This window comes from uncultured Sphingomonas sp., from assembly GCF_937859915.1.
GTDB lineage: Bacteria > Pseudomonadota > Alphaproteobacteria > Sphingomonadales > Sphingomonadaceae > Solisphingomonas.
The window spans coordinates 54363-79913 of sequence record NZ_CALMAW010000092.1; the positions used below are offsets into that span (position 1 = coordinate 54363).

General features: G+C 67.8%; 27 protein-coding genes and 1 pseudogene. 21 read left to right on the top strand and 7 right to left on the bottom strand.

What is annotated here, in order from left to right; all coding sequences use genetic code 11:
• Positions 1–3: 3 nt before the first annotated feature.
• The 3 genes from Q0326_RS12175 to dnaK all read right to left on the bottom strand — a co-directional run bounded on the left by Q0326_RS12175 (position 4) and on the right by dnaK (position 3860).
• Entirely contained in the window at positions 4–687 is a 684-nt protein-coding gene (locus Q0326_RS12175) for a GNAT family N-acetyltransferase (protein WP_298690772.1), read from the bottom strand.
• A complete protein-coding gene (dnaJ, locus tag Q0326_RS12180; RefSeq protein WP_298690775.1) occupies positions 684–1796 on the bottom strand; it encodes a molecular chaperone DnaJ in 1113 nt (370 codons plus the stop codon). Before dnaJ ends, Q0326_RS12175 begins: the two co-directional genes overlap by 4 nt.
• 171 nt (positions 1797–1967) lie before the next feature.
• Positions 1968–3860 (bottom strand): molecular chaperone DnaK, encoded by a 1893-nt coding sequence (gene dnaK, locus Q0326_RS12185; protein WP_298690778.1) that lies wholly within the window; start codon positions 3858–3860, stop codon positions 1968–1970.
• Positions 3861–4025: 165 nt separating this feature from the next.
• Here dnaK and Q0326_RS12190 point away from each other — a divergent pair, with 165 nt between their 5' ends.
• The 3 genes from Q0326_RS12190 to Q0326_RS12200 all read left to right on the top strand — a co-directional run bounded on the left by Q0326_RS12190 (position 4026) and on the right by Q0326_RS12200 (position 6431).
• Positions 4026–4481, top strand: a complete 456-nt coding sequence (locus tag Q0326_RS12190; RefSeq protein ID WP_298690781.1) for a copper chaperone PCu(A)C — start codon at positions 4026–4028, stop codon at positions 4479–4481.
• Positions 4482–4552: 71 nt separating this feature from the next.
• Positions 4553–5887, top strand: coding sequence for an adenylosuccinate lyase (gene purB, locus Q0326_RS12195; RefSeq protein ID WP_298690784.1), 1335 nt, complete (start codon positions 4553–4555; stop codon positions 5885–5887).
• Positions 5880–6431, top strand: coding sequence for a biliverdin-producing heme oxygenase (locus Q0326_RS12200; RefSeq protein ID WP_298690787.1), 552 nt, complete (start codon positions 5880–5882; stop codon positions 6429–6431). Before purB ends, Q0326_RS12200 begins: the two co-directional genes overlap by 8 nt.
• A 105-nt stretch (positions 6432–6536) precedes the next feature.
• Here Q0326_RS12200 and Q0326_RS12205 read toward each other — a convergent pair whose 3' ends face one another.
• Positions 6537–7016, bottom strand: a complete 480-nt coding sequence (locus Q0326_RS12205) for a ClpXP protease specificity-enhancing factor SspB (protein WP_298690790.1) — start codon at positions 7014–7016, stop codon at positions 6537–6539.
• Positions 7017–7136: 120 nt separating this feature from the next.
• Between Q0326_RS12205 and hisB the strand changes: the two genes are divergently transcribed.
• The 7 genes and pseudogenes from hisB to Q0326_RS12240 all read left to right on the top strand — a co-directional run bounded on the left by hisB (position 7137) and on the right by Q0326_RS12240 (position 12526).
• A complete protein-coding gene (hisB, locus tag Q0326_RS12210) occupies positions 7137–7733 on the top strand; it encodes an imidazoleglycerol-phosphate dehydratase HisB (protein WP_298690794.1) in 597 nt (198 codons plus the stop codon).
• Positions 7730–8341, top strand: a complete 612-nt coding sequence (gene hisH, locus Q0326_RS12215) for an imidazole glycerol phosphate synthase subunit HisH (RefSeq protein ID WP_298690797.1) — start codon at positions 7730–7732, stop codon at positions 8339–8341. The genes hisB and hisH overlap by 4 nt, the downstream gene beginning before the upstream one ends.
• Positions 8338–9090, top strand: a complete 753-nt coding sequence (hisA, locus tag Q0326_RS12220) for a 1-(5-phosphoribosyl)-5-[(5-phosphoribosylamino)methylideneamino]imidazole-4-carboxamide isomerase (protein WP_298690897.1) — start codon at positions 8338–8340, stop codon at positions 9088–9090. The genes hisH and hisA overlap by 4 nt, the downstream gene beginning before the upstream one ends.
• Before the next feature lie 124 nt (positions 9091–9214).
• A complete protein-coding gene (gene hisF / locus Q0326_RS12225) occupies positions 9215–9976 on the top strand; it encodes an imidazole glycerol phosphate synthase subunit HisF (protein ID WP_298690802.1) in 762 nt (253 codons plus the stop codon).
• 95 nt (positions 9977–10071) lie between these two features.
• Positions 10072–10386 (top strand): annotated as a pseudogene (locus tag Q0326_RS12230) (phosphoribosyl-ATP diphosphatase); the annotation flags it as partial.
• 119 nt (positions 10387–10505) lie between these two features.
• Entirely contained in the window at positions 10506–10886 is a 381-nt protein-coding gene (locus tag Q0326_RS12235; RefSeq protein WP_298690805.1) for a histidine triad nucleotide-binding protein, read from the top strand.
• A gap of 95 nt (positions 10887–10981) precedes the next feature.
• Positions 10982–12526 (top strand): amino acid permease, encoded by a 1545-nt coding sequence (locus Q0326_RS12240; RefSeq protein ID WP_298690808.1) that lies wholly within the window; start codon positions 10982–10984, stop codon positions 12524–12526.
• 67 nt (positions 12527–12593) lie between these two features.
• Here the strand turns inward: Q0326_RS12240 and Q0326_RS12245 are convergent, their stop codons facing one another.
• A complete protein-coding gene (locus Q0326_RS12245; RefSeq protein ID WP_298690811.1) occupies positions 12594–13601 on the bottom strand; it encodes an adenosine kinase in 1008 nt (335 codons plus the stop codon).
• 124 nt (positions 13602–13725) lie between these two features.
• On the opposite strand from Q0326_RS12245, the gene Q0326_RS12250 reads away from it, so the two are divergent.
• The gene (locus tag Q0326_RS12250) at positions 13726–14100 is read left to right on the top strand and encodes a hypothetical protein (protein ID WP_298690814.1); all 375 of its coding nucleotides are present in this window, start codon (positions 13726–13728) and stop codon (positions 14098–14100) included.
• Here Q0326_RS12250 and queG read toward each other — a convergent pair.
• Complete coding sequence (gene queG, locus Q0326_RS12255; RefSeq protein WP_298690817.1) at positions 14097–15215, bottom strand: tRNA epoxyqueuosine(34) reductase QueG; 1119 nt, start codon at positions 15213–15215, stop codon at positions 14097–14099. The genes Q0326_RS12250 and queG overlap by 4 nt on opposite strands.
• A 79-nt stretch (positions 15216–15294) precedes the next feature.
• A complete protein-coding gene (gene radC / locus Q0326_RS12260; protein WP_298690820.1) occupies positions 15295–15981 on the bottom strand; it encodes a DNA repair protein RadC in 687 nt (228 codons plus the stop codon).
• Between the two features lie 107 nt (positions 15982–16088).
• Here radC and Q0326_RS12265 point away from each other — a divergent pair, with 107 nt between their 5' ends.
• From Q0326_RS12265 to Q0326_RS12310, 10 genes are all read left to right on the top strand, one after another.
• The gene (locus Q0326_RS12265; protein ID WP_298690823.1) at positions 16089–19229 is read left to right on the top strand and encodes a YdbH domain-containing protein; all 3141 of its coding nucleotides are present in this window, start codon (positions 16089–16091) and stop codon (positions 19227–19229) included.
• A gap of 47 nt (positions 19230–19276) precedes the next feature.
• Positions 19277–19462: a YnbE family lipoprotein gene (locus Q0326_RS12270; protein ID WP_298690899.1), complete on the top strand. Its 186-nt coding sequence runs from the start codon at positions 19277–19279 to the stop codon at positions 19460–19462.
• The gene (locus Q0326_RS12275) at positions 19459–19836 is read left to right on the top strand and encodes a YdbL family protein (RefSeq protein ID WP_298690826.1); all 378 of its coding nucleotides are present in this window, start codon (positions 19459–19461) and stop codon (positions 19834–19836) included. Before Q0326_RS12270 ends, Q0326_RS12275 begins: the two co-directional genes overlap by 4 nt.
• Before the next feature lie 102 nt (positions 19837–19938).
• The gene (locus tag Q0326_RS12280; protein ID WP_298690829.1) at positions 19939–20253 is read left to right on the top strand and encodes an AtpZ/AtpI family protein; all 315 of its coding nucleotides are present in this window, start codon (positions 19939–19941) and stop codon (positions 20251–20253) included.
• A 32-nt stretch (positions 20254–20285) separates the two neighbouring features.
• Complete coding sequence (locus Q0326_RS12285; protein ID WP_298690831.1) at positions 20286–21074, top strand: F0F1 ATP synthase subunit A; 789 nt, start codon at positions 20286–20288, stop codon at positions 21072–21074.
• A 39-nt stretch (positions 21075–21113) separates the two neighbouring features.
• Positions 21114–21347, top strand: coding sequence for a F0F1 ATP synthase subunit C (locus Q0326_RS12290; RefSeq protein ID WP_298690834.1), 234 nt, complete (start codon positions 21114–21116; stop codon positions 21345–21347).
• Between the two features lie 53 nt (positions 21348–21400).
• On the top strand, positions 21401–21892 hold the full coding sequence (locus tag Q0326_RS12295) for an ATPase (RefSeq protein WP_298690837.1): 492 nt from the start codon (positions 21401–21403) through the stop codon (positions 21890–21892).
• A gap of 13 nt (positions 21893–21905) precedes the next feature.
• Positions 21906–22460, top strand: coding sequence for a hypothetical protein (locus tag Q0326_RS12300; protein WP_298690841.1), 555 nt, complete (start codon positions 21906–21908; stop codon positions 22458–22460).
• A gap of 150 nt (positions 22461–22610) precedes the next feature.
• The gene (gene uvrC, locus Q0326_RS12305) at positions 22611–24539 is read left to right on the top strand and encodes an excinuclease ABC subunit UvrC (RefSeq protein ID WP_298690844.1); all 1929 of its coding nucleotides are present in this window, start codon (positions 22611–22613) and stop codon (positions 24537–24539) included.
• A 48-nt stretch (positions 24540–24587) separates the two neighbouring features.
• Entirely contained in the window at positions 24588–25541 is a 954-nt protein-coding gene (locus tag Q0326_RS12310) for a polysaccharide deacetylase (protein WP_298690847.1), read from the top strand.
• The last annotated feature ends 10 nt before the right edge of the window (positions 25542–25551 follow it).

Below are 25551 nucleotides of genomic sequence, written 5' to 3' on the forward strand. Positions count from 1 at the left end.
TGGTCAGCGGGTCACGACCGTCAGGCTGAAGGTCGCGCGCCGGCGGAAGCCGAGCGTTTCGTACAGCGCAAGCGCGCCGGCATTGTGATCATAGGCATGAAGAAAAGGCGTCTCGCCCTCCGCGAGGATCCGACCCGCCACCTGTCGCATCAGGCCGCCTGCATAGCCGCGTCCGCGATGCGCGGGGTGCGTGCAGACCCCGCTCACCTCGACATAGCCGTCAAGGCGCATCCGTTCGCCGGCCATGGCGACGAGCTGCCCGGCATCACGAACACCGACGAAGCGGCCGAGGCGATGGGTGAGGCGTCGAAACGGGCCGGGCTTGGTGAGATCGGCAAGCGCGCGCATGGCGCCAGCGTCGGCCTCGCCGAGTTCGACGATATCGAAGGCGGGCGGCGTCGCATCGATCGAGGGCGCCCACATCTGCACGCAGACGGCGCTACGGAGAATCTTGAGGTCGCCTAGGTTGGCTGGCGGCTCGTTTTTCTCCACCAGCCATGCCTCTTCACCCGCGTCGACCAGGGTCGCCAGATCCCTCAGAGTATCGGGCAACATATCTGGCGCCGCCGCGAACGGACCGTATTCGGGCGCCAGTCGCACTGCCCGGCCCGCGCGGTCCAACCGATCCGCCCAACCGGCATGCAGTGCATTCCACACCGGCCGATCGAGCGGATGCGGCTCGGTCACTCGCCGAACATGCCCTTGAGCTTGTCGAAGAAGCCGGTCGAGGCAGGCGTTTCGTCACCGGTCTCGGTCTCGCGGAACTCGGCGAGCAATTCCTTCTGGCGCCCCGACAATTTGGTCGGGGTCTCGACCGCGATCTCGACGACGAGGTCGCCGCGGCCGCGCTGATTGAGCACGGTCATGCCCGAGCCGCGGTGACGCAGCTGCTTGCCCGACTGAATGCCGGCGGGAATCTTGACGGTCACCGCCTCGCCATCGATTCCGGGCACTTCGATTTCGCCGCCGAGCGCTGCGGTGGTGAAGCTGATCGGCGCGCGCACCGCCAGCGTCGTTCCCTCGCGCACGAAATAGGCGTGCTGGGTGACATGGAGGAAGATGTACAGGTCGCCCGGGGGCGCGCCGCGGCCGCCGGCCTCGCCTTCGCCCGAGATCCGGATGCGCGTACCCTCGTCGACGCCCGCGGGAATCTTGACCTCGAGCGTCTTCTCCTTGTCGATCCGACCCTCGCCGCGACACGCGGTGCAGGGATCGGTGATCACCTGGCCCGCCCCGTGGCAGGTCGGACACGCCCGCTCGACAACGAAAAAGCCCTGCTGCGCACGCACCTTGCCGTGACCCGCGCACGTCTTGCAGGTCTTGGCGGACGTCCCCGGCTTGGCACCGGTGCCCTCGCACACGGTACAGTTGGCGGCGACATCGATCGTGACGGGTACGGTCTTGCCGTTGAAGGCGTCCTCGAGGCTGATCTCGAGATCGTAGCGCAGGTCCGCACCGCGGCGCTGGCCGCCGCGCTGCTGCCGGCCGCCGCCCATGAAGTCGCCGAACACGCTCTCGAAAATATCGGAGAAGCCTTCGAAGCCCTGGCCTTGTCCGCCACCGCCGCCCTGGCGGAACGCGGCATGGCCATATTGATCATAGGCCGCGCGCTTCTGCGGATCCTTGAGGCAGTCATAGGCCTCGGAGATCGCCTTGAACTTGGTTTCGGCTTCGGGGTTGCCGGGGTTGCGATCGGGATGGTGCACCATCGCGAGCCGGCGATAGGACGATTTGATTGTCGCGCCGTCGGCGGTGCGCTCGCATTCGAGCAATTCGTAGAAATCGATATCGGTCATTGAGTCCTCTTCTCCCCTCTCCCCCTGGGGGAGAGGGAGGGGCCCGCCGGCTTTAGCCGGCGGGAGGGTGAGGGCACGCCACGTATACCGCGGGCCCTCACCCAACTCCGACTAAGTGGCTCCGCCACTAAGTCTCCGTATCCCTCTCGCCCAAGGAGAGAGGGTTTCACCTTACTTCGTGTCGTCGACCTCGGAGAACTCCGCGTCGACCACATCGTCCTGCTTGGGCGCCTCGGCACCCGGCGAGGCGCCTGCGGCCTGCTCCTTCTCATAGATCGCCTGGCCGAGCTTCATCGACACCGTCGCCAGTGCCTGTGCCTTCTCGGTCATCGTCGCGGGCTCGCCACCCTCGACCGCGGTCTTGGCCTCGGCGACCGCCGCCTCGATCTCGGCCTTCAACGACGCGTCGATCTTGTCGCCATGCTCCTCGAGCTGGCGCTCGGTCGAATGGATCAGGCCTTCGGCGTTGTTCTTCGCCTCGGCCGCCTCGCGGCGCTTCTTGTCCTCCTCGGCGAACTTCTCGGCGTCGCGGACCATCTGGTCGATGTCGCCGTCGCTGAGACCGCCGGATGCCTGGATCTTGATCTGCTGCTCCTTGCCGGTGCCGCGATCCTTGGCCGAGACGTTGACGATGCCGTTGGCGTCGATGTCGAACGTGACCTCGATCTGCGGGACGCCGCGGGGTGCCGCGGGGATGCCGATCAGGTCGAAATTGCCGAGCATCTTGTTGTCGGCCGCCATCTCGCGCTCGCCCTGGAAGACGCGGATCGTGACCGCGTTCTGATTGTCCTCGGCGGTCGAATAGGTCTGCGACTTCTTGGTCGGGATCGTCGTGTTGCGATCGATCATCCGGGTGAACACGCCACCCAGCGTCTCGATGCCCAGCGACAGCGGCGTCACGTCGAGCAGCAGCACGTCCTTGACGTCGCCCTGCAGCACGCCGGCCTGCACCGCCGCGCCGATCGCGACGACCTCGTCCGGGTTGACGCCGGTGTGCGGCTCCTTGCCGAAGAAGTCCTTCACCGCCTGGCGGACGCGCGGCATGCGCGTCATGCCGCCGACGAGGACGACCTCGTCGATCGCATCGGCCTTGAGACCGGCGTCGGCGAGCGCCTTCTTCACGGGCTCCATCGTGCGACGGACCAGATCCTCGACCAGCTTCTCGAGATCCGAGCGCGTGATCGTGCGGACGAGATGCTTGGGGCCGTTCTGGTCGGCGGTGATGAACGGCAGGTTCACTTCCGTGGACTGCGCCGAGGACAGCTCGATCTTTGCCTTCTCAGCGGCTTCCTTGAGGCGCTGGAGCGCGAGCTTGTCCTTGGAGAGGTCGATGCCCTCGTCCTTCTTGAAGCCCTCGGCAAGATATTCGACAATCTTGTTGTCGAAATCCTCGCCGCCGAGGAAGGTGTCGCCGTTGGTCGACTTCACCTCGAACACGCCGTCGCCGATCTCGAGCACCGAGATGTCGAACGTGCCGCCGCCAAGGTCATAGACCGCGATCGTCTTGTTGTTGTCCTTCTCGAGCCCGTAGGCGAGCGCGGCCGCGGTCGGCTCGTTGATGATGCGAAGCACCTCAAGGCCCGCGATGCGGCCGGCGTCCTTGGTCGCCTGGCGCTGCGCGTCATTGAAGTAGGCCGGAACCGTGATCACCGCCTGCGTCACCGTCTCGCCGAGATAGGATTCTGCGGTTTCCTTCATCTTTTGCAGCGTGAACGCTGAGACCTGGCTGGGCGAATAGTCCTCGCCGCCGGCCTTGACCCAGGCGTCGCCATTGGCGCCCTTGACGATCTCGTAGGGCACCAGTTCGGTGTCCTTCTTGGTGATCGGATCGTCGAAGCGACGGCCGATCAGGCGCTTCACCGCGAAGATGGTGTTGCTGGGATTGGTGACCGCCTGGCGCTTGGCCGGCTGGCCGATCAGACGCTCGCCATCCTTGGTGAACGCGACGATGGAGGGGGTGGTGCGCGCGCCCTCCGAATTCTCGATCACCTTGGGCTTGCCGCCCTCCATCACAGCAACGCAGCTGTTGGTGGTGCCGAGATCGATGCCGATAACCTTAGCCATTCAAAATCCCCGTAATCTCTCGATAGGTTCGACGAGCCTTCCGCCACCCCTCATCAAGCGAATGGCGAGAGGAATGCTCTGGCGGCGATATAAGAAGGCCCGCGCTTGCTGCAAGCGTGTGTGACGCCTAATCCCAGCGGCGTAACGATCAGGGACAGAAAGTCTATGCGTTTGCGCCTTTTTTCGGGTGCCGTCCCGCTCGTTCTGCTGGTGCTGGGCGGCTGCCATCCGGCCGATCGATTGCGCGCGACGCATGCCTGGGTGCGGCTGGCCGCGGTGCCGGGCAATCCCGCGGCCGCCTATCTGACTGTGCAGGGCGGGCCCGATGCGACACGCTTGGTGTCGGTCGACAGCGAAGCGGCAGGGTCGAGCGAGCTCCACCAAAGCATGAAGACCGGGCCCGGTGGCGCTATGACGGGGATGCAGCGGCTCGACGGACTTGATCTTCCGGCACACGGAACGCTCGTCTTCGCGCCCGGCGGCAATCACGTCATGCTGTTCGGTGTCAGTCCGGCGATCAAGCCCGACGGGCACATGACGCTCGCGCTCCGCTTCGCCAAGGGGCAGCCGCTGCAGGTCGATGCGATCGTGGTCGGGGCAGGGGATGCGGCACCCTATTGATCGCGCGCGTTGCCGCAGCGGGGTGCCTCTGCTAGGCGCGGCGCTTTCCGTCACGCCTACAGGACAACCGCATGATCCCGCGTTACTCGCGCCCCGAAATGGTCGCGATCTGGACCCCGGAGAGCCGCTTCCGTATCTGGTTCGAGATCGAGGCGCACGCGACCCAGGCGCTCGCGGAGCTCGGCGTCGTGCCGGCCGCCGCCGCCGACGCGCTGTGGGCGTGGTGGGCGACCAATCCCGCGATCGACGTCCCGGCGATCGACGCGATCGAGGCGGTTACCAAGCACGACGTCATCGCCTTCCTGACTTGGGTTGCCGAGCAGGTGGCGGCGCATTCGGGCGAGGATTGGGCGCGCTTCATGCACCAGGGCATGACCTCGTCCGACGTGCTCGACACCGCGCTCGCGGTCCAGCTGGCGCGCGCCGCCGACCTGCTGATCGCCGACGTCGACGCGCTGCTCGTCGTAGTCGAGCGCCGCGCCTTCGAGCATAAGCTCACGCCGACGATCGGCCGCAGCCACGGCATCCACGCCGAGCCCGTCACCTTCGGGCTCAAGCTCGCGCAGGCGCATGCCGAGTTCGCGCGGTGCCGCAAACGGCTGGTGGCGGCGCGCGAGGAGATCGCGACCTGCGCCGTCTCGGGCGCGGTCGGCACCTTCGCCAACATCGATCCGCGCGTGGAAGAGTATGTCGCGGAAAAGCTTGGCCTCGCGGTCGAACCCGTCTCGACGCAGGTGATCCCGCGCGACCGTCACGCGATGTTCTTCGCGGTGCTCGGCGTCGTCGCCTCGTCGATCGAGCGGTTGGCGATCGAGGTTCGCCATCTGCAGCGCACCGAGGTGCTCGAGGCGGAGGAATATTTCTCTCCCGGACAGAAGGGCTCGTCGGCGATGCCGCACAAGCGCAATCCGGTGCTGACCGAAAATCTCACCGGCTTGGCGCGGCTCGTCCGCGCCGCAGTAACGCCGGCGATGGAAAATGTCGCGCTATGGCACGAGCGCGACATCTCGCACTCGTCGGTCGAGCGCGGCATCGCGCCGGACGCGACGATCACGCTCGACTTCGCGCTCGCGCGGATGACGGGGGTGATCGACAAGCTGCTCGTCTATCCCGCGCGGATGCAGAAGAATCTCGATCGGATGGGCGGCCTCGTCCACTCGCAACGGGTGCTGCTGGCGCTGACGCAGGCCGGGGTGAGCCGGGAGGATTCCTATCGTCTCGTCCAGCGCAACGCGATGAAGGTGTGGGAGTCGGACGGCGAACTCTCGCTGCTCGAACTGCTCAAGGCCGATCCCGAAGTGACCGCGGCGCTGTCGCCCGCGGAGATCGACGACAAGTTCGATCTGGGATACCATTTCAAGCATGTCGATACGATCTTCGCGCGGGTCTTCGGCCGTCGTGGCTGACGCGCGCGCCGCTCTGCGCCGCGACACCGCGGGCGATCACGAGCGGCTCGATGCGCTGTTCGGGCGTTTCCGGCTCGACGATCCGGTGGATTACCGTGCCTTTCTGACGGCGCATGCGATGGCGCTGCCGTCGGTCGAGGCGGCACTCGATGCGGCGGGATTCGCCGCTCTGCTCGACGATTGGCCGGCGCGGCGGCGCGGGTCGGCGATCGCGGCCGATCTGGCGGCGCTGGGCGACGCGATGCCGCCGCCGCTCGCCGCGCCGCCGCTTGACACGCCTGCCGCCCAATGGGGCGCCGCCTATGTCGTCGAGGGGTCGCGACTAGGCGGAGCATTGCTTGCCCGCGGAGTCGCCGAGACGTCGCCGACATACTATCTCGGCACGCCACAGCCGCCCGGCGCCTGGCGGAATTTCCTCGCGCGGCTCGACGAGCAGCTGCGGAGCCCCGATGAGATCGCTGCGGCCACCGAAGCGGCCCGCGGGACGTTTACACTGTTCGAGCAGGCGGGACGGATCGTGAAGGGCGCAGACGTTCGACCGTAATTCCCTGGAGCAGGCCGGGGTCCAGGCCTCAGCTCACCGTATCGCGGTCGCGACTGCCACAAACTGCGGGCCTGGGCCCCGGCCTTCGCCGGGGAACGGCTGTCCCTATTTCTTGCGCGTGAAATCCACCGAGACGACGTTCGAGCCGTCCTCGGTCGTGGCCACTGGCGCGTCGTTCTCGGCCTCGGCGGGCTCCGGCTCGGCGTCGTCGGCCTGCGCCTGAAACTGCAGTGCGAAGTTGACCGCGGGATCGACGAAGCCGGTCACTGCCGCGAACGGCACGATCAGCTTGGACGGCACCTGGTTGAAGCTCAAGCCCACCTCGAACGCGTCCGGGCGAACCTTGAGTTCCCAAAAGCGGTTCTGGATGACGATCGTCATCTCGTCGGGGAAACGCTGGGTGAGGTGCTTGGGGATGTCGACGCCGGGTGCGCCGGTCTTGAAGGTGATGTAGAAATGATGCTCGCCGGGCAGCCCGCCGCCACGCTCGACCTCGCCGAGCACGCGGCCGACGACTGCGCGCAGGGCCTCCTGCACGATCTCGTCGTAGGGAATCAGGCTGTCTGGCACGCTACTTTCGGTCATGCGACCGTACCTGAACGCGGTCGCCGCAAGGGTCAAGCGCCCGTTGCGTGATCGTCAGACCGCGCTATGAGGGCCGCGCCGTAAGGTCGGCCCCTACAGTCGAGCAGAAGGACAAGCCCCATGCGTCGCGCCGAAGTCCGCCGCGAGACCACCGAGACGCAGATCGCGGTGACGCTCGATCTCGACGGCAGCGGCCGCTATGCGGTCTCAACCGGCATCGGCTTTCTCGACCACATGCTCGAGCAGCTGTCCCGCCACGCGCTGATCGACCTGACCGTCGAGGCGAAGGGCGATCTCCACATCGATCACCACCACACCACCGAGGACAGTGCGCTCGCGATCGGCGAGGCCTTTTCGAAGGCGCTGAGCGACCGCAAGGGCATCCAGCGCTTCGGCGCGGCCTATGCGCCGATGGACGAGACGCTGACCCGCGTCGCGATCGACATTTCGGGGCGGCCCTATCTGGTGTGGCGCACCGCATTCTCGCAGGCCAAGCTCGGCGACTTCGACACCGAATTGTTCGAGCACTGGTTCCAGTCGTTCGCCCAGGCGGCGGGGATCACGCTGCATGTTGAGACGCTGTACGGGCGCAACAACCACCATATCGTCGAGAGCGCGTTCAAGGCGCTGGCGCGGGCGCTGCGCGCCGCGATCGAGATCGATCCGCGCAAGGCGGACCAGGTGCCGAGCACGAAAGGCACGCTGGGCGGGCAATGACGCTTGCGCTGATCGACTACGGCGCCGGCAATCTTCGCTCGGTCGAGAATGCGCTGCTCGCCGCGGGCGCGCGCGACGTCGTCGTGACGGCCGATCCGGAGGCGGTGCGCGCGGCTGATCGCATCGTGCTGCCCGGGGTCGGTGCGTTCGGCGCGTGCATGGGCGCGTTGTCGGCGCTGCCCGGCATGGTCGAGACGCTGAATGGGCGGGTGATCGAACAGGGCACGCCGTTCCTCGGCATCTGCGTCGGCATGCAGCTGATGGCCGACGCCGGCGAGGAGCACGGCACGCATACAGGGCTCGGCTGGATCGGCGGCACGGTGCGGCTGATGCCGGACGCGCCCGATCTCAAGATCCCGCATATGGGCTGGAACGGCGTCATGCCGGCGACGACGCATCCGCTGATCGTCCCCGGCGAAGCCTATTTTCTCCACAGCTTCGCCTTCGACGTCGCCGACCCCGCGACGCTGCTCGCGGCAACCGATCATGGCGGTCCGCTCACCGCGGCGGTCGGGCGCGACACGATGATCGGCGTGCAATTCCATCCCGAGAAGAGCCAGGCCTATGGGCTGGCGTTCCTGTCGCGCTTTCTGGAGTGGAAACCCTGACCGCCCCCCTGATCATCTTCCCCGCGATCGACCTCAAGGGCGGGCAGGTCGTCCGCCTCGCGGAGGGCGATATGGACCGCGCTACCGTCTATGGCGACGACCCGGCGGCCCAGGCCCGCCTGTTCGCTGAGGCGGGCGCGACGCATCTCCATGTCGTCGATCTCGACGGGGCGTTCGCGGGCAAGGCGGTCAATGCGGGCGCGGTCGAGGCTATTCTCAAGGCCTTTCCCGGCAAGGTGCAGGTCGGCGGCGGGATCCGCGATCGCGCCGCGGTGGATCGCTGGCTGGGACTGGGCGTCGACCGCGTCGTGATCGGCACCGCCGCGCTCGACCATCCCGACTTCGTCCGCGAGGCCGCCACCGAACTGCCCGGCCGCATCGTCGTCGCGGTCGACGCGCGCGGTGGCTTCGTCGCGACGCAGGGCTGGGCGGACGTGTCCGAGGTGCTGGTCACCGATCTCGCGCACCGCTTCGCCGATGTCGGGGTCGCGGCGCTGTTGTTCACCGACGTCGGGCGCGATGGGCTGCTCAAGGGCTGCAATGTCGAGGCGACCCAGGCGCTCGCCCATGCGACGCCGATCCCGGTGATCGCCAGCGGCGGCGTCGCAGGGATCGAGGATGTCGAGGCGCTGCTCATCGCGCGCGCCGGAATCGTCGAGGGCGGGATCGAAGGCGTGATCACCGGACGCGCGCTCTATGATGGGCGGCTCGATCTGGCCGAGGCCTTGCGGGTGGCGGCGGCGGGATGACGGGCGTGCCCCCTACACCGTTCGCACTGAGCGAAGTCGAAGTGTGCGTTACGAGCGCAGCGTTTGCAGCATGTCCTTCGACTGCGCTCAGGACGAACGGGTTTCTTGTGGCGGCGCCGAACGCATGACCGTCCGCGTCCGCGTCATCCCCTGCCTCGACGTCGCCGGCGGCCGTGTCGTCAAGGGCGTCAATTTTGTCGACCTCGCCGACGCGGGCGATCCGGTCGAACAGGCGCGCATCTATGATGCCGCACAGGCCGACGAACTCTGCTTTCTCGACATCACCGCGAGCCACGAGGCGCGCGGGACGCTGCTCGACGTCGTCGCACGCACTGCAAAGGTGTGTTTCATGCCGCTCACCGTCGGCGGCGGGGTGCGCACCGCCGACGATGCGCGCGCCCTGCTGCTCGCGGGCGCCGACAAGGTCGCGGTCAATTCGGCGGCGGTGGCGCGGCCCGCGCTGGTCGGTGAGATGGCCGAGCGGTTCGGCGCGCAATGCGTCGTCGGCGCGATCGACGCGCGGCAGGTCGGCCCGGGCCGTTGGGAAGTCTATACGCATGGCGGGCGCAAGCCGACCGGCGTCGATGCGATCGCCCATGCCCGCGATCTGGCGGCACGCGGCGCGGGCGAACTGCTCGTCACCTCGATGGACCGCGACGGTACGCGCGACGGCTATGACCTCGCGCTCACCCGCGCGATTTCGGACGCGGTGTCGGTGCCGGTCATCGCCAGCGGCGGGGTCGGCACGCTCGACCATCTCGTCGAGGGCGTGACGCGGGGTGGCGCCTCGGCGGTGCTTGCCGCCTCGATCTTCCACTTCGGCCAGCACCGCGTTGCCGACGCGCATGCCGCGCTTGCCGCGGCCGGATTGCCGGTCCGCCGCTGACGGAAGGCGGCGCGCGGACGTCATCGCCGAACGGCTTGCCGCGACCGTACGGCGTCACGGTTGACCCGGCGCGCGACCCGACCCTAGGGAGCGGCATGGCTGACACGCTCAACAGGCTCGCCGCCACCATCGCCGCTCGTCGCGCGGCCGATCCTGGCTCGTCTTACGTGGCGTCGCTGTTCGCCAAGGGGCTGCCCAAGATCGCGCAGAAGCTGGGCGAGGAGGCGGTCGAGACGGTGATCGCCGCGCTTGGCGGCGATGCCCACGCGGTGACCGGGGAGGCGGCCGACCTGCTGTTCCACCTGATGGTGCTTCTCGAGGCGACCAACGTTCCGATTGCAACCGTGCTGGCGGAACTCGACCGTCGCGAAGGCCTGTCCGGCCTCGACGAAAAGGCGTCGCGGCCAAAGCCGGTCTTTGCCTCGGCGCCGGTCATCGCGGCCGAGGCGGCGGCACCGGAGGTCGCGGCCACACCGAGCCTGGCACTTGGGCGCAAGACCGGTGAGCGGCGCCGGATCCGGAGGGGCTGATGCCGATCGATGCCACGCTCGCCTATGACGATTCGAACATATTCGCGAAGATCCTGCGCGACGAGATACCGGCCCAGCGCGTCTATGAGGATGATTTCGCGCTCGCCTTCCACGACATCAATCCACAGGCGCCGACGCATATCCTGGTGATTCCCAAGGGACGATATGTGTCGTGGGATGATTTTGCCGCGTCGGCGAGCGCAGACGAGATCGCCGGCTTCGTGCGCGCCGTCGGCACCGTGGCGCGCGACAACGGGCTGGTCGCGCCGGGCTATCGTCTCCTCGCCAATATCGGCACCGACGGGCACCAGGAGGTGCCGCATCTCCACGTCCATCTGTTCGGGGGGCGCCCGCTTGGGCCGATGCTGTCACGCGTCTGACGCATCGCCGCTTGCGCACTGCGGAATTGCGGTTAGGTTCCCCGATCCTGAACGACGGCGCGCTCGAGGCGCAGCCGATCTAGGGGACTGACCGCATGTTATTCGGCCGTGTGAAGCCGCTGGACGCGATCCTCGCGACCGCGGAAAAGAAATCGTTGCACCGCTCGCTGGGCGCCTTCCAGCTCACCATGCTGGGGATCGGCGCCGTCATCGGCACCGGCATCTTCGTGTTGACCTCGGAAGCCGCGCAGAAGGCCGGCCCGGGCATGATGATCAGCTTCATCATTGCGGGCTTCGTCTGCGCCGTGGCGGCGCTGTGCTATTCCGAGCTCGCCTCGATGGTCCCGGTGGCGGGCTCCGCCTATACCTACAGCTATGCCGTGGTCGGCGAGATGCTGGCCTGGATGGTCGGCTGGGCGCTGATCCTCGAATATGCGCTGGGTGCATCGGCGGTCGCAGTCGGCTGGTCGGGGTATTTCACCGGCCTGCTCGCGCATCTGAGCAGCTTCGTGCCGTTCCTGCCCGACATCGTGACCCCGCAGTGGCTCGCGGTCGGCCCGAGCCAGGGCGGCTTCATCAACCTGCCCGCAGTGGTCATCTCGCTGCTCGTCACCTGGCTGCTGATCATCGGCACCAGCGAGAGCGCCAAGGTCACCTCGGTGCTCGTCGCGATCAAGATCGCGGCGCTGACGATGTTCATCGCGATCTCGCTGCCGATGATGCACAAGGCGAACTTCACGCCGTTCATGCCGACCGGCTTCACCGGGGTCGCGGGTGCCGCCGCCTCGATCTTCTTCGCCTATGTCGGCTTCGACGCGGTCTCGACCGCCGCCGAGGAGACCAAGAATCCGCAGCGCAACGTGCCGATCGGGCTGATCGGCAGCCTCGCGGTCTGCACGGTCTTCTATCTGCTGGTCGCCGCCGGCGCGATCGGCTCGCCGCTCGGCGCGCAGCCCGTGGTCGATGCCGCAGGCCATCTGCTCGATCCGGGCACGCCCGAGCTCGCCGCGCGCTGCTCGGCGATCGTCGGCACCGGCGCGATGGAGCCGCTGACCTGCTCGAAGGAGGCGCTCGCGCATATTTTGCGCGTCTTCGGCTGGCCGATCGCGGGCAATCTCATCGCGATCGCCGCGATCGTCGCGCTGCCGTCGGTGGTGCTGATGATGATGTACGGCCAGACCCGCGTGTTCTTCGTGATGGCGCGCGACGGGCTGCTGCCCAAGACCTTCGCCAAGGTTCATCCGCGCTTCCATACGCCGCATGTCGTGACGTTGGTGACCGGTCTGTTCTGCACCGTCTTCTCGGCGTTCGCGCCGGTCGGCCAGCTCGCCAATTATTCGAACTCGGGCACGCTGTTCGCCTTCGCGATGGTGGCGATCGCTGTGCTGGTGCTGCGCGTCAAGGATCCGAGCCGTCACCGTCCGTTCCGGACCCCGCTGATCTGGGTGGTCGCGCCATTGGCGGTGCTGGGCTCGGTCTATCTCTATGCGTCGCTCGACTGGGGGTCGATCCTCGTCCTGCCGGGCTGGGGGGCGATCGGCCTGCTGGTCTATTTCCTGTACAGCCGCTCGCGCAGCTACGTCGGGCGCGGAATCTTCGACGATGGTGAGGCCGAGGAGGCCGCGCGCGTCCTGCACTGATCGGCGAAGGACAGCAAAAAGGGCGGGAGGCGCGCTGCCTCCCGCCCTTTTTCGTGCCGGCGAAGGATCAGCCGAGCGTGGCGGCGACCAGCGCCTTCAGATCCTGCTCGGGCCGGGCGCCATAATGGCCAATGACTTCGGCCGCGGCGACCGCGCCCATACGCAGGCAATCGGCGACCGGGCGGCCGTGGACATGGCCCGCAAGGTAGCCCGCCGAAAAGAGATCGCCGGCGCCGGTCGTGTCGACGACATGGTCGACCGGCTCGGCCGACACCTCGAACCGCTCGCCCTTGGCGATCGCGATCGCGCCTTCCGCACCGCGGGTGACGACCAACAACGGCAGCTTGGCCGCCAGTGCCGCCAGCGCCGCCTCGAAATCGTCGAGACCGGCGAGCGCAATCAGCTCCTCATCATTGGCGAACAGGATGTCGATCTGTCCGTCGTCAATCAGCGCGGTGAAGTCGGCATGATGGCCGAGGATGCAAAACACCGCGGACACGCCGAGCGCGACCTGTCGACCGGCCTTGCGCGCCATGCCGATCGCCGCCTTCATCGCCGCGCGCGGCTCGAGCGGATCCCATAAATAGCCTTCGAGCAACAGCACCTTGGCGGAGGCGATCTGCGCCTCGTCGAGCGCGGTCTCCGGCAGGAACTGCGCGGCGCCCAAGTACGTGTTCATCGTGCGCTGGCCGTCCGGGCTGACGAGGACGAGGCAGCGGCCGGTCGGCACGTCGGCTGCGCGCGGGGGCACCGTGAAAGCGATGCCCTGCGACTGGAGATCGTGGACGAACACTTCGCCAAGCTGATCCGCGGCGACCTGGCCGATGAAGGCGCAGCGCGCGCCCATCATCGCGGCGCCCGCGACGGTGTTTCCGGCCGATCCGCCAGAAATCTCCTTACCCGGGCCCATCTTGCCATAAAGCGTGGTGGCGCGGTCGGCGTCGATCAGTTGCATCGCGCCGCGGGTGAGACCCTCGGCGGCGATGAACTCGTCGGGGGCAGCCGACAGCACGTCGACGAGCGCGTTGCCGATGGCGATGATGTCGAGCGTAGCGGCGGGCGAAGTATCGGTCACGAATGTCTCCTGATGATTGATGGTGCGGTTAGCCGCCGCCCGTCGGCGGCGCAATCGCCGCCGATCGCGTCCGCCGTGGCGCAAGCCGGTTTGCGCAGGCGGCATGGCGTGGCAGAGCACGCGCATGATTCGCCGCCGCTATCTGACCTCGCTCGCGCCCGCGCTGCTGCTTGCCGCCTGTACGACGACCGCGCCGGTCCGGGCGCCGGTCGCGGAAAAGCCCGCCAACCTCCACGAGGCCGGGCTCGAGCGCGTGATCGGCAAGACCGCAACCCAGCTCGTCGCGCTGTTCGGCGAGGCGGATCTCGACGGCCGTGAAGGGCAGGCGCGGCGGTTGCAGTTCGTCGGCCCGGCCTGCGTGCTCGATGCCTATCTGTATCCGGCGAGCGCGGGCGCCGAGCCGGTTGTCACCTATCTCGACGCGAGGCTGCCGGCGGGCGACGATATCGACCGCGCCTCGTGCATCGCCGCGCTGAGCAGGCGGACGGCGGCGCCCTAGCTGTCGAGCGTCGAAAGCGCCGCGCGCCATTCGTCGAGCACCGTTTCGTCGGTCTCGCCAGCAATCCGGTCCGGATCCAGCGCGTCCAGGCGTCGCAACGCCCATACCGCTGCCCCGCGCACGGCCGGGTCCGGATCGTCGAGCAAAGCGGTCAGCGGGGCGACCAGTGTCGGCGCCGCGCTATTGCCCGCCGCGATCGCTGCGTTGCGGACCAAGCGGTCGCGGCCGATGCGTTTAATCGGCGAGCCGGCAAATACCTGGCGGAACGTCGCGTCGTCCAGCGCCAGCAGATCAGCGACATCGGGTGCCGCGAGTTCGGCGCGCGGCGCGAAGGCGAGATGGGCGTGCGCCGCGACGGCGAACTTGTTCCAGGGGCAGACCGACAGGCAGTCGTCGCAGCCATAGACATGGTTGCCGATTCCGGCGCGGAGCTCGCGCGGGATCGGGCCATGATGCTCGATCGTCAGATAGGAGATGCAGCGCCGCGCATCGATCTGATAGGGCTGGGGGAAAGCGTTGGTCGGGCAGATATCCTGGCAGGCGTTGCACGAGCCGCAGCTGTCGCGCGACGGCGGATCCGGGTCGAGCACAAGCTCGGTGAAGATGCAGCCGAGCAGCAACCAGCTGCCATGCTCGCGGCTGACCAGATTGGTGTGCTTGCCCTGCCAGCCGAGCCCCGCCGCCATCGCCAGCGGCTTCTCCATCACCGGCGCGGTATCGACGAACAGCTTGAGCGCGCCGCCGCCCTCGGCGACCATCCACCGCGCCAATGCCTTGAGCGCCTTTTTGACGACGTCGTGATAGTCCTGGCCCTGTGCATAGACCGAGATGCGTGCGGTCTCCGCGCTGTTGCCAAGCCGCAGCGGGTCCTCGGGCGGGGCATAGCTCATGCCGAGCGCAACGACCGACCGAACTTCCGGCCATAGTGCGAGCGGTGAGCGCCGCCAAGCGGCGCGCGCCTCCATCCATTCCATCGTGCCATGCGCCCCGTCGCTCAGCCATTGGGCGAGCCGCGAGCCGGGCAGCGGATCATCGATCGCGCGAGTCACGCCGCAGGCGACGAAGCCGAGGCGGGCCGCCTCAGCCTTGAGGCGATGGGTGAGCGTGTCGGGCATCGCTGCCAGATAGCGATGCTGGGCGCTACGGCAAAGCGCGCTTGGGCGGCCGCCCCGCAAGGACGCCAGACCGCCATGCTCAGATCAAGCCGAGCGCCCGCAGGCTGGCATGGCCTCGCGCGCCGATGATGACGTGGTCGTGCACCGAGATCCCAAGCGGCTGGCCCGCCTCGACGATCTGGCGGGTGAGCGCGATGTCCTGCCGGCTTGGCGCGGGATCGCCGCTGGGATGGTTGTGGACGAGGATGATCGCCGCCGACCCCAGCTCCATCGCACGCTTGATCACTTCGCGGACATGAACGGCCGACTGGTCGATCGAGCCTTCGGAGATGGTTTCGTCGCGGATCAGCACATTCTTGGTGTTGAGATGCAGCACCCGGACGCGTTCGATGCCGATATGCGCCATGTCGGCTTGGAGATAATCGAGCAGCGCCTGCCAGCCGGACAGGATGGGCTGCGTCTGGACCTGCGTGCGCAACAGGCGCAGCGCGGCGATGTCGACGATGCGCAAGGCCGCGACCGCGCTCTCGCCCATGCCGGGGACCCTGAGCAGCGCGTGCGGATCGGCCGAGAGCAAGGGGCCGAGCCCCCCGAACTCGCGCAGCAGCGCCTTGGCGAGCGGTTTGGTGTCACGCCGCGGGATGGCGAGCGCCAGGAGATATTCGACCAGCTCATAATCCTGCAGCGCGTCGGCGCCGCCCTCGATCAGCCGCGTGCGCAGGCGGGCGCGGTGTCCGGCGGCGTCGGGCGGCGTCGACTGGCTCATCCGCGTCTTGCTAGCAGGCCGCCGCGCCCACGCAAACGATCACCGTTGGGGGTGTCCTCGGCAAGTCGTCATGCCTATGAAGAGACGGGTTCGGTTCGGGAGCGTGCGTGCAGGAGAGCGAGGCCGAGCGTCCACGAGCATCGATCGGGCGGCGGCTTGCCGTGGCGGCAGGGCTCGCCGGTGGCGTCGCCATGGTCGCGCTGATCTCGGCATGGATAGAGCGGCAGCCGATCGTGGTGCATTTCGTCGGCGACCGGCTGGCCGCCGCGCATGTCCGCGCCAGTTACCGAATCGTCGCGATCGGCCCGTTCGAGCAGCGGTTGGAGGCCGTGCGGATCGGCGATCCGGCCGCCCCCGACCTCACGGCCCGGTCGGTCGCGCTGGAGATCGGCTATGGTCTGCACGGCCCCTATCTGCGCGCGGTCCGCGCCGACGGGATGCGACTCCGCACCACATTGACGGGCGGCCGCCTGTCGCTCGGCGAGATCGACCGGTTGCTGCCGGCCGCGTCCGCCGCGCCGTTCATGCTGCCGGACCTCGAGGTCGCCCTGCAGGACGCCCAGCTGGCGCTCGATACGCCAGCGGGTTTGCTTCGCGCGTCCATTGTCGGCGGCGGCAATCTGGCGGGGGGTTTTTCCGGGCTGGCCACCGTGACCATGCCGCGGGTCACGGTCGGCGCCTGTACCGTGCGCGGCGTGACCGCAGATCTCCGCGTGCGTATCGAGGCGCGGCGTCCGCATGTCGTCGGCCCGCTCGATCTGGCGTCGGTGGGGTGTACGCCGCAGCGTCTCGCCCTCGGCGCAGGACGCGCGAATCTCGACGTTACCTTCGCGTCGTCGCTCGAGGGCGGGCAGGGCGGCGCCGCGTTGGTCGGCTTCGCCGGGAGTGCCGCAGGCGTCCGCTTCGGGCGCGCCTCGGGCTTGGTCACGCTGGCGGGCGATCGGCGTCGGATCGACGGGACGACCGGGATGACCTTCGCCAACGTCACGCATCCGCTCGGAAGCGCGGGCCGCCTGATGCTCGGCGGCCGCTATCGCTTCATACCGGGCAAAGCTGGTCTGATCTTTGCGGGTGATCTTGCGGCGCGCGATGCCGCGATGTCGCCGACGCGACGGCGCGCTCTGATGGATGCCGGTCGCGCGCTAGCGGGAACACCGATCGCGCCGCTGGCCGCTCGCGCGACGGTGGCGATCGACCATCTCCTGGCCAATAGCGATGCCGACGCACGGATCGCCTTCGCGGTCGGCGGATCGGCAGGAGCGGGGTTCAGCGTCCGGTCGCTTGCAGTGGCCGGACGTGACGGCGGTTTTGTGCGGGTCACCGAGGGTGACGGCCTCGGCTGGCAGGCGCGCGATCGGCGCTGGCGGATCGATGGCCGGATCAGGACGGGGGGGCGCGGGATTCCGGCGCTCGATGTACGGCTGGCGCAGCCGGTCGCAGGCGCGCCGGTGACGGGGGTCGCGCGACTCGCGCCCTATGCGGCTCCGGGCGCGCGGCTGGCGCTGACGCCCGTCGGTTTCGCGGCGACCGGCACGACGACGCGCTTCGCAACCATCGCGACGCTCGACGGTCCGCTCGGCTCGGGACGGATCGAAGGATTGACCGTGCCACTCGCGGGCAAGATCGACATGCGCGGCGGCTTCACGCTGGGCGAAACCTGCGTACCGCTCGGCTTCCGGCGCTTGATCGTCGGCGCCATCGCGCTGGATCCGGCGCGCGTCTCCGCCTGTGGCGAAGACGGAGAGGCGCTTGTCTCGCGCAAGCCCGGCGAAGGGGTGCGCTATGGCGCGATCCTTGGCGGGATTCGGCTCGGCGGTCGCTCGGGCGCGGCGCCGCTGACGGTGGCGGCTCGCGGGGCGGACATATCCGCGGGCGGCGTGACGGTCCACGGCCTCGCCATCCGGCTGGGCCGCGCCGACGCGATCACCGAGCTCGATGCCGACAGCGTCGTGGGCATGATCGACGGACACGGCGTCGGTGGTCGCTTCACGGGCGCCGCCGCCCAGATCGCCCACGTCCCGCTTTCGCTCACCGACATGGCGGGGCTCTGGACGTCGGCAAGCGGCGCGCTGGCGCTGACGGGAAGTCTCGCGGTCTCGGATGCGGCGACACCTGCCCGGTTTGCGCCCCTCGTCGCGCGGGACGCCGCACTGCGCTTCGCGGCGGGCAAGATCGACGCGACCGCCACGCTTCGCGAACCCAAAAGCGATATTGCGGTCGGCAGCGTCGCGATCGGGCATGATCTCGGCACCGGCGTGGGCAACGCAACGCTTGCGATGCCGGGCCTGCACTTCGTCCCGAAGGGCCTCCAGCCCGAGGCGCTGACTCCGCTGACACTCGGTGTGATCGCCAACACCACGGGCACGGTCGCCGGACACGGTCGGATCGACTGGACCGCGCAGGGCGTCACCAGCAGCGGCAGCTTCCACACCGATGGGATCGATCTCGCGGCCGCCTTCGGCCCGGTCAACCGGATCGTCGGCACGATCCGCTTTACCGATCTGCTCGGCATGGTGACGGCGCCGCATCAGGAAGCGACGATCGCCGAGGTCAATCCGGGCGTCGCGGTGTCCAATGGCGTCGTGCATTACCAATTGCTTGCCGGACAGAAGGTGCAGGTCGAGGACGCGCGCTGGCCGTTCGCTGGCGGCGCGCTGATCCTCGAGCCGTCGCTGCTCAGTTTCGAGCAGAGCGCGCAGCGCCACCTCACTTTCCGCATCCGCGGGCTCGACGCTGCAGCGTTCGTCCAGCAGCTGGCCTTTCCCAACATCTCGGCCACGGGGGTGTTCGATGGCGCACTGCCAATGATCTTCGATCAGAATGGCGGCCGCATCGTGCAAGGCGAACTCGTCGCCCGGCGCCCGGGCGGAACGCTCGCCTATGTCGGCGAACTCAGCAATGCCCAGCTCGGCACGATGGGCAAGCTCGCCTTCGACGCGCTCAAGGCGATCCGCTACAATTCGCTGTCGATCGGCCTCGACGGCAGGCTCGACGGCGAGATCATCAGCCGCGTCAAGTTCGACGGCGTGCGCCAGGCGACGGGCGACGGCGGGCTGGCGGCGCGGCTCATCCGCAACCTGCCATTCCGCTTCAACATCCAGATCCGCGCGCCCTTCCGCGGATTGATGGGGTCGGCGCGCGCCTTCGTCGATCCTGCCGTGCTCTTGCAGGGCGGCACCGCGTCTTTCACTCAGCCCGCCGTAAGTCCGGCGGCCGTTCAGCCTGTCGAAAGCGAGCCCGTGCGATGACCGCCATTGTATTGACGACGAACCGTTGCGATGCCAGCCCTGTCGACATGGTCTGGCGCTTCGTATCTTTGGCTGCCGCGAGCCTGTTGCTCGCCGGCTGCATATCGGTGAGAGCGCCCGACAAGCCGATCGAGATCAATCTCAACATCAGCGTCAAGCAGGAGGTCGTGGTCAGTCTCAAACAGGACGCCAAGGACCTCATCGCCAGCAACCCGGAGTTGTTCCCGAAATGAACCGTCTGTCCCACATGATCATCGGTATCGCACTGGCGATCGTGCCGACCGCCGCGACCTTCGCGCAGTCGGGCGAGGTTGCCGCCGCGATCGCGTCGGGCGAGGTCGGCGAGCAGGCGGATGGCTATCTCGGCTTCGTCCGCGCGCCGGCTCCGGGGCTGAAGGCCGAGGTCGATGCGATCAACATCAAGCGCCGCGAGGCCTATACGCAGGTCGCGCAGACCAAGAATGTGCCGATCGAGGCGTTCGCGGCGTCGATCGGGTGCACCACGCTCGCGGGTCTGAAGCCCGGCCGCGCCTACAGCGTCGCGCGCGGGGTCTGGGCGACCAAGGGCGCGCAGCCCGTCGCGCTTCCGGCGCAATGCGGCGGCTGACCGCCTGGCGGTTCGCGAAGATTGACTTGAGCGAAGCCTCTTCCTAAGGGGAGCGCGCCGAGGGGGCGAGCCCATGGCATGCGCCTCCCAATGGGAGAGAGCATGGCACAGGACGAACCCGGGCGGATCCCGGAAGGCGGCGGGGGCCGTGCATCGCTCGAAGAGCGGTTGCGCGCGGCTCGCTCTGCTGAGACGGCACGGACGGGCACGGCCGCCAGGAAGCCTCGCAAGGGGTATAACCAGGGCGCTCGCATTCTCACCGAGCTGATCGCGGGGCCCGCTGGCGGGGGGATCATCGGCTGGCTGCTTGACCGCTGGTTTGGAACCTCGCCCTGGCTCCTCTTGGTGATGCTGTTCCTCGGGTTCGGCGTCGCCGTCAGGAACATCTATCGCATTTCGAATGAGCGCCCGGAGTAATTCGGGCGTTTCGAGCATGAAAAGGGTCCAGAGTGGCAGCGGAAGCCAGCGCGATCGATCCGATGGCGCAATTCCATATCGATCCCGTCATCGGTTCGGGTTGGTCGGTATTCGGATATAATCTCGCCTTCACCAACAGCGCGGCCTTCATGGTGATCGTGCTCGCGGTGCTGTGGGTGTTCATGCTCGGCGGCATGCGCCGCCAGCTCGTGCCCGGCCGCTGGCAGGTCGCGGTCGAATCGATGACCAGCTTCGTGTCGAACATGATCGACGCGAACATCGGACCGAAGGGCAAGCATTTCACGCCCTACGTCTTCTCGCTGTTCATGTTCATCCTGCTCGCCAATTTCATCGGTCTGTTCCCGCTGGCGATCATCCCGGGGCTGCACGCCTTCACGGTGACGAGCCATATCACGGTGACCGGCGTGCTCGCGGTGATGAGCTTCTCGATCGTGCTGATCGTCGGCTTCGCCAAGCACGGTCTCAAATTCTTTTCGCTATTCGCGCCGCACGGCACGCCCTGGTATCTGCTGATCCTGATCTTTCCGATCGAGCTGGTCTCCTTCCTGGTGCGTCCGTTCAGCCTGGGGCTGCGACTGTTCGTGGCGATGACCGCCGGGCACATCCTGCTCGACGTGTTCGCCAGCTTCATCATCCAGGGTCTGCACGCGAACAACGCGATCGGGCCGGTGGTCAGCATCCTCAGCTTCGCGATGGTGATCGCGGTCAGTGCGCTCGAGCTGCTGATCGCCGCCATCCAGGCCTATGTTTTCGCATTGCTCACGTCGCTGTATCTCAACGACGCGATCAACCTGCACTAAGCGTTTTTTCAAGTTTACGGTTCAGCAAAGGAATACATCATGGATCTCGCTTCCGCCAAGTTCATCGGTGCCGGCCTCGCGGCGATCGGCGTGGGTCTCGCCGCACTCGGCGTGGGCAACGTGTTCGGCTCGTTCCTCGAGGGCGCGCTGCGCAACCCGGGTGCCGCCGACGGCCAGCAGGGCCGCCTGTTCATCGGCTTCGCCGCCGCCGAGCTTCTCGGCCTGATCGCGTTCGTCGTCGCGATCCTCATCCTGTTCGTCGTCAAGGGCTGACGTCCCGGCTGCCGGGACCGGTCTGACCGGTTCCGGCGGGGGCGGAGGAACGCATGCCACAAATCGATCAGATCTCATCGATCTACGCCTCGCAGCTGGTCTGGCTGCTGCTGGTGTTCGCGATCATCTATGTGGTGATCGGGCGCGGCATGCTGCCCAAGATCGAAGGCACGATCCACGCGCGCGCCGACAAGGTCTCCGGCGATCTCGCCGCGGCCGAAGCGGCCCGCGACGCGGCGTCGCAGCTCGATCGCGACTATCATGCCGAGATGGACGCCGCGCACCACGGTGCGGCCGGCGCGATCCAGAAGGCCAAGGATGAGGCGGTGCGCGATACCGAGCTCAAGCTCCGGCTTGCGCACGACCAGATCGCCGAGCGGATGCACCATTCCGAGCTCGCGCTCGCCGATGCCCGCGCGCATGCGTTCGGCGAGATCGAAAATGTCGCGGCCGATGCGGTGCGCGACATCGTCGCCCGGCTGTCGGGCGCGGACGTGAACGAGGGCGATGCCCTGGTCGCGGTTCGCGCCAGCCTGGCCGCTTGAGGATATCGAAGCGATGACCGCTCATTCGGAGGCCGCGCAGACCGCCATGACCGCATCCATTGGCCAGGCCACCGTCGAGCACGAAGACACCGCCTTCGGGCTCGGCCCTCCGGGCTGGGTCGCGCTGTCGATGATCGTGGTGATCCTCATCCTGGTCTGGAAGAAGGTGCCGCAACTGATCGGTCGCGGCCTCGACGCGCAGATCGCGACGATCCGCAAGCAGCTCGACGAGGCCGCATCGTTGCGCGCCGAGGCCGAGGCGATGCGCGCCGACATCCAGAAGCGCGCGACCGAGGCGCATAAGGAGGCCGAGGCGATCCTCAAGGGCGCCCAGGCCGAGGCCAGCCATCTCGTCGCGCAAGCCAAGGTCGACGCCGATCTGCTGATCGAGCGCCGCGCCAAGATGGCCGAAGACAAGATCGCGGCCGCCGAGCGCAGCGCAATCGCCGATGTTCGGGCGCGTGCCGCGTCCGCCGCGACCGCCGCCGCTGCCGCGATTATCGCGCAGCGTCACGATGCAAGTGCCGACCGGGCGCTGATCGACCGGACGATCGCCGGCCTGAACTAAACCCCACCCCGGCCAACGCCGGGGTCCTGGTCTCAGCTGTCCGATCGATAGGCGCGACCGCGGGCTGTGACGTTGGGCCCGACTTCGCCGGGGAACGAAAGGGCTACGCGCGATCTTCCCCCGCGCGTTGCAAAACCCTACATCGCCCCCGTGACCGACGACCCGAACAGCCAAAATCGCTTTCACGAAGAGAAAGCCACGTACACCGTCCGTGGCGGATCGGAGCAGCCCGATCTGGAAGCCGGCGTGGCCGCGATCCGCAACGTGCTCGCCACGCTGCCGGTGCGTCCCGGCGTCTACCGGATGCAGGATGCGCGCGGCGAGGTGCTGTACGTCGGCAAGGCGCGCGCGCTGCGCAATCGTGTCGCCAACTACACGCAGGTGCCGCGGCTGACGCGACGGCTGCAGCGCATGGTCGCGCAGACGCGATCGATGACGATCGTCACGACCAATACCGAGGCCGAGGCGCTGCTGCTCGAGGCGCAACTGATCAAGCGGTTCCGGCCGCCCTACAATGTGCTGCTGCGCGACGATAAGAGCTTTCCGTTCATCCTGCTGCGTGAGGATCATGCCTTCCCACGCGTCCAGAAGCATCGCGGGGCGCGCCGCGCCAAGGGCCAATATTATGGCCCCTTCGTCTCGGCGGGGTCAGTCACGCGGACGCTCAATGCGCTCCAGAAGCTGTTTCTGCTGCGGTCGTGCACGGACAGCTTTTTCGCCAACCGCTCGCGGCCTTGCCTGCTGCATCAGATCAAGCGCTGTTCGGCGCCGTGCGTCGATCGCATCACCCCCGATGCCTATGCCGAACTGGTCGACGACGCGAAGGCCTTCCTGGCTGGCAAGTCGACCGGCGTGCAGAAGAAGATCGCCTACCAGATGAGCCTCGCCGCCGAGAATATGGATTTCGAGCAGGCGGCGGTGCTGCGCGACCGGCTGCGTGCGCTGACCTCGATCCAGGGCACGCAGGCGATCAATGCCGAGGGCGTCTCGGATGCCGATGTCTGGGCGCTTGCCGCCAAAAACGGCACGATGTGCCTGCAGGCCTTCTTCATCCGCGGCGGGCAGAATTGGGGGCATCGCAGCTTCTTCCCGCAGCACACCGCCGAGGTGCCCGAGGACGAGGTACTGACCAGCTTTCTCGCGCAATTTTACGAGGAGGTGCCTCCGGCACGGTTGGTGCTGGTCGATCGCGACCTCGAGGAGGCGGAGCTGCTCGCGCAGGCACTGACCGAACGCGCCGAGCGCAAGGTCGAGCTCAAGCGGCCGCAACGCGGCGAGCAGCGCCGGCTGCTCCAGCAGGCCAGCCGCAACGCCGAGGAAGCGCTTGAGCGTCATCAGGCCGAGTCGACGACGCAGGGCAAGATACTGCGCGAGCTCGCCGATCTGTTCGAGCTGGGCGAGCCGCCGCGCCGGATCGAGATTTACGACAATAGCCATATCATGGGCACCAACATGGTCGGTGCGATGGTCGTCGCCGGCCCCGAGGGGATGCGGCCGGGCGCGTATCGCAAATTCAACATCAAGCGGCCCGAGACCGCGCCGGGCGATGATTTCGCGATGATGCGCGAGGTGCTCGAACGCCGCTTCGCGCGGCTCGAGCAGGAAGATCCCGATCGCAAGTCAGGCGAATGGCCCGACCTTCTGCTGATCGACGGCGGCAAGGGACAGGTCTCGGCGGTGTGTGCGGTCTTGCAGGAGGCGGGGGTCGAGGACGTGCCGATCGTCGGCATCTCCAAGGGCCCCGACCGCAACGCCGGCCGGGAGCATTTCCATCTGCCCGACGGCCGCGAATCGATGCTGCCGCTCAATTCGCCGCTGCTCTTCTACCTCCAGCGGCTTCGCGACGAGGCGCACCGCTTCGCAATCGGGACGCACCGCGCCAAGCGCGCCAAGAGCTTCGTCGCCAACCCGCTCGACGATGTCGCCGGCATCGGGCCCGCGCGGAAAAAGGCGCTGCTGATGCACTTCGGCTCGGCCAAGGCGGTGCGCGGCGCGGCGCTGCAGGACCTCGAACGCGCGCCGGGCATCTCGAAGGCGATGGCGCAGGCGATCCACGACCATTTCCATCCGCGCGGCTGAGCGCGGCCCGTTTACCCAAATGTCGTTCGTCGCTGCTAGGCCAGCAGCATGACGACCGCCGTGCTCCTGAGCATCGACACCGAATTGACGTGGCGCGCGCATCTGTCGGGCGCCAGTTGGCTCGACAATTATGCGCGGTCGATCGAACCGGGAGGGGTCGGGATCGGCTATCAGCTGGCGACGCTGAACGCGCATCGGCTCAAGGCCTGTTTCTTCGTCGATCCGCTTCCGGCGCGGCTATTCGGGCTCGAGCCGATCCGGCGCATGGTCGGCACGATTCTCGCAGCGGGGCAGGAGGTGCAGCTCCATGTCCATCCGATGTGGACGCAGGCTGATCGCCGGGCTCCCGCCGATGAAATCCGCTTCGAACTCACCGGTTTTTCGGAGGATGAGCAACTCGCGCTGATCCTCGAAGGGCGCGAACTCTTGCGCGAAGCCGGCGCGCCCGATCCTATCGCGTTTCGCGCGGGGAGCTTCGCCGCCAATGCGGACACCCTCCGCGCCGTCGCGCGTGCAGGCCTCAGGATCGACAGCAGCCACAATGGCAGCCTGATGCCTTGGCCGTGCGAGACCGGACTGCCGGCGACGACGGTCGCGCCGGTTCGGATCGGCGCGCTGACCGAATTGCCCGTCGCGCTGCTCGACGAGGGTGGCGGGAAGCTGCGTCACCTCCAGATCGGTGCGGTGTCGCTCGCCGAGATGCGCGAAGCGCTGCGCCATGCCGAAAGCGAGGCGTCGCCGTTGGTTACCGTGGTGGGGCACAGCTTCGAGCTGGCGACCCGCGACGGCGCGCGCGCCAATGACATCCTGCGTCATCGCTTCGATGGGCTGTGCCGCTGGCTGGCAGACGAAGCCCTGCGGTTCCCGACCCGCTTCGTCGCCGAGCTGGCCGACGTGCCGGTCGGTCGCGTCGCGACGCCGTGCCCGATCTCCAAGGCGAAGCGCCTCGGGCGGATCGCGCTGCAGGGCCTGGCCAACCTCCGATACGAGCGCCGCCTCTAAGCTCGACAGG

What these genes read in the sequence shown, in the direction of transcription:
- Q0326_RS12250 (WP_298690814.1), top strand. Translation starts at nt 13,726, where the DNA reads ATGATTCGCCGCCGCTATCTGACCTCGCTCGCGCCCGCGCTGCTGCTT.
- Q0326_RS12270 (WP_298690899.1), top strand. Translation starts at nt 19,277, where the DNA reads ATGGTCTGGCGCTTCGTATCTTTGGCTGCCGCGAGCCTGTTGCTCGCC.
- purB (WP_298690784.1), top strand. Translation starts at nt 4,553, where the DNA reads ATGATCCCGCGTTACTCGCGCCCCGAAATGGTCGCGATCTGGACCCCG.
- radC (WP_298690820.1), bottom strand. Translation starts at nt 15,981, where the DNA reads ATGAGCCAGTCGACGCCGCCCGACGCCGCCGGACACCGCGCCCGCCTG.
- Q0326_RS12205 (WP_298690790.1), bottom strand. Translation starts at nt 7,016, where the DNA reads ATGACCGAAAGTAGCGTGCCAGACAGCCTGATTCCCTACGACGAGATC.
- Q0326_RS12290 (WP_298690834.1), top strand. Translation starts at nt 21,114, where the DNA reads ATGGATCTCGCTTCCGCCAAGTTCATCGGTGCCGGCCTCGCGGCGATC.
- queG (WP_298690817.1), bottom strand. Translation starts at nt 15,215, where the DNA reads ATGCCCGACACGCTCACCCATCGCCTCAAGGCTGAGGCGGCCCGCCTC.
- hisF (WP_298690802.1), top strand. Translation starts at nt 9,215, where the DNA reads ATGACCGTCCGCGTCCGCGTCATCCCCTGCCTCGACGTCGCCGGCGGC.
- dnaJ (WP_298690775.1), bottom strand. Translation starts at nt 1,796, where the DNA reads ATGACCGATATCGATTTCTACGAATTGCTCGAATGCGAGCGCACCGCC.
- hisH (WP_298690797.1), top strand. Translation starts at nt 7,730, where the DNA reads ATGACGCTTGCGCTGATCGACTACGGCGCCGGCAATCTTCGCTCGGTC.
- hisB (WP_298690794.1), top strand. Translation starts at nt 7,137, where the DNA reads ATGCGTCGCGCCGAAGTCCGCCGCGAGACCACCGAGACGCAGATCGCG.
- Q0326_RS12280 (WP_298690829.1), top strand. Translation starts at nt 19,939, where the DNA reads ATGGCACAGGACGAACCCGGGCGGATCCCGGAAGGCGGCGGGGGCCGT.
- Q0326_RS12300 (WP_298690841.1), top strand. Translation starts at nt 21,906, where the DNA reads ATGACCGCTCATTCGGAGGCCGCGCAGACCGCCATGACCGCATCCATT.
- Q0326_RS12235 (WP_298690805.1), top strand. Translation starts at nt 10,506, where the DNA reads ATGCCGATCGATGCCACGCTCGCCTATGACGATTCGAACATATTCGCG.
- Q0326_RS12240 (WP_298690808.1), top strand. Translation starts at nt 10,982, where the DNA reads ATGTTATTCGGCCGTGTGAAGCCGCTGGACGCGATCCTCGCGACCGCG.
- Q0326_RS12295 (WP_298690837.1), top strand. Translation starts at nt 21,401, where the DNA reads ATGCCACAAATCGATCAGATCTCATCGATCTACGCCTCGCAGCTGGTC.
- Q0326_RS12310 (WP_298690847.1), top strand. Translation starts at nt 24,588, where the DNA reads ATGACGACCGCCGTGCTCCTGAGCATCGACACCGAATTGACGTGGCGC.
- dnaK (WP_298690778.1), bottom strand. Translation starts at nt 3,860, where the DNA reads ATGGCTAAGGTTATCGGCATCGATCTCGGCACCACCAACAGCTGCGTT.
- Q0326_RS12190 (WP_298690781.1), top strand. Translation starts at nt 4,026, where the DNA reads ATGCGTTTGCGCCTTTTTTCGGGTGCCGTCCCGCTCGTTCTGCTGGTG.
- Q0326_RS12275 (WP_298690826.1), top strand. Translation starts at nt 19,459, where the DNA reads ATGAACCGTCTGTCCCACATGATCATCGGTATCGCACTGGCGATCGTG.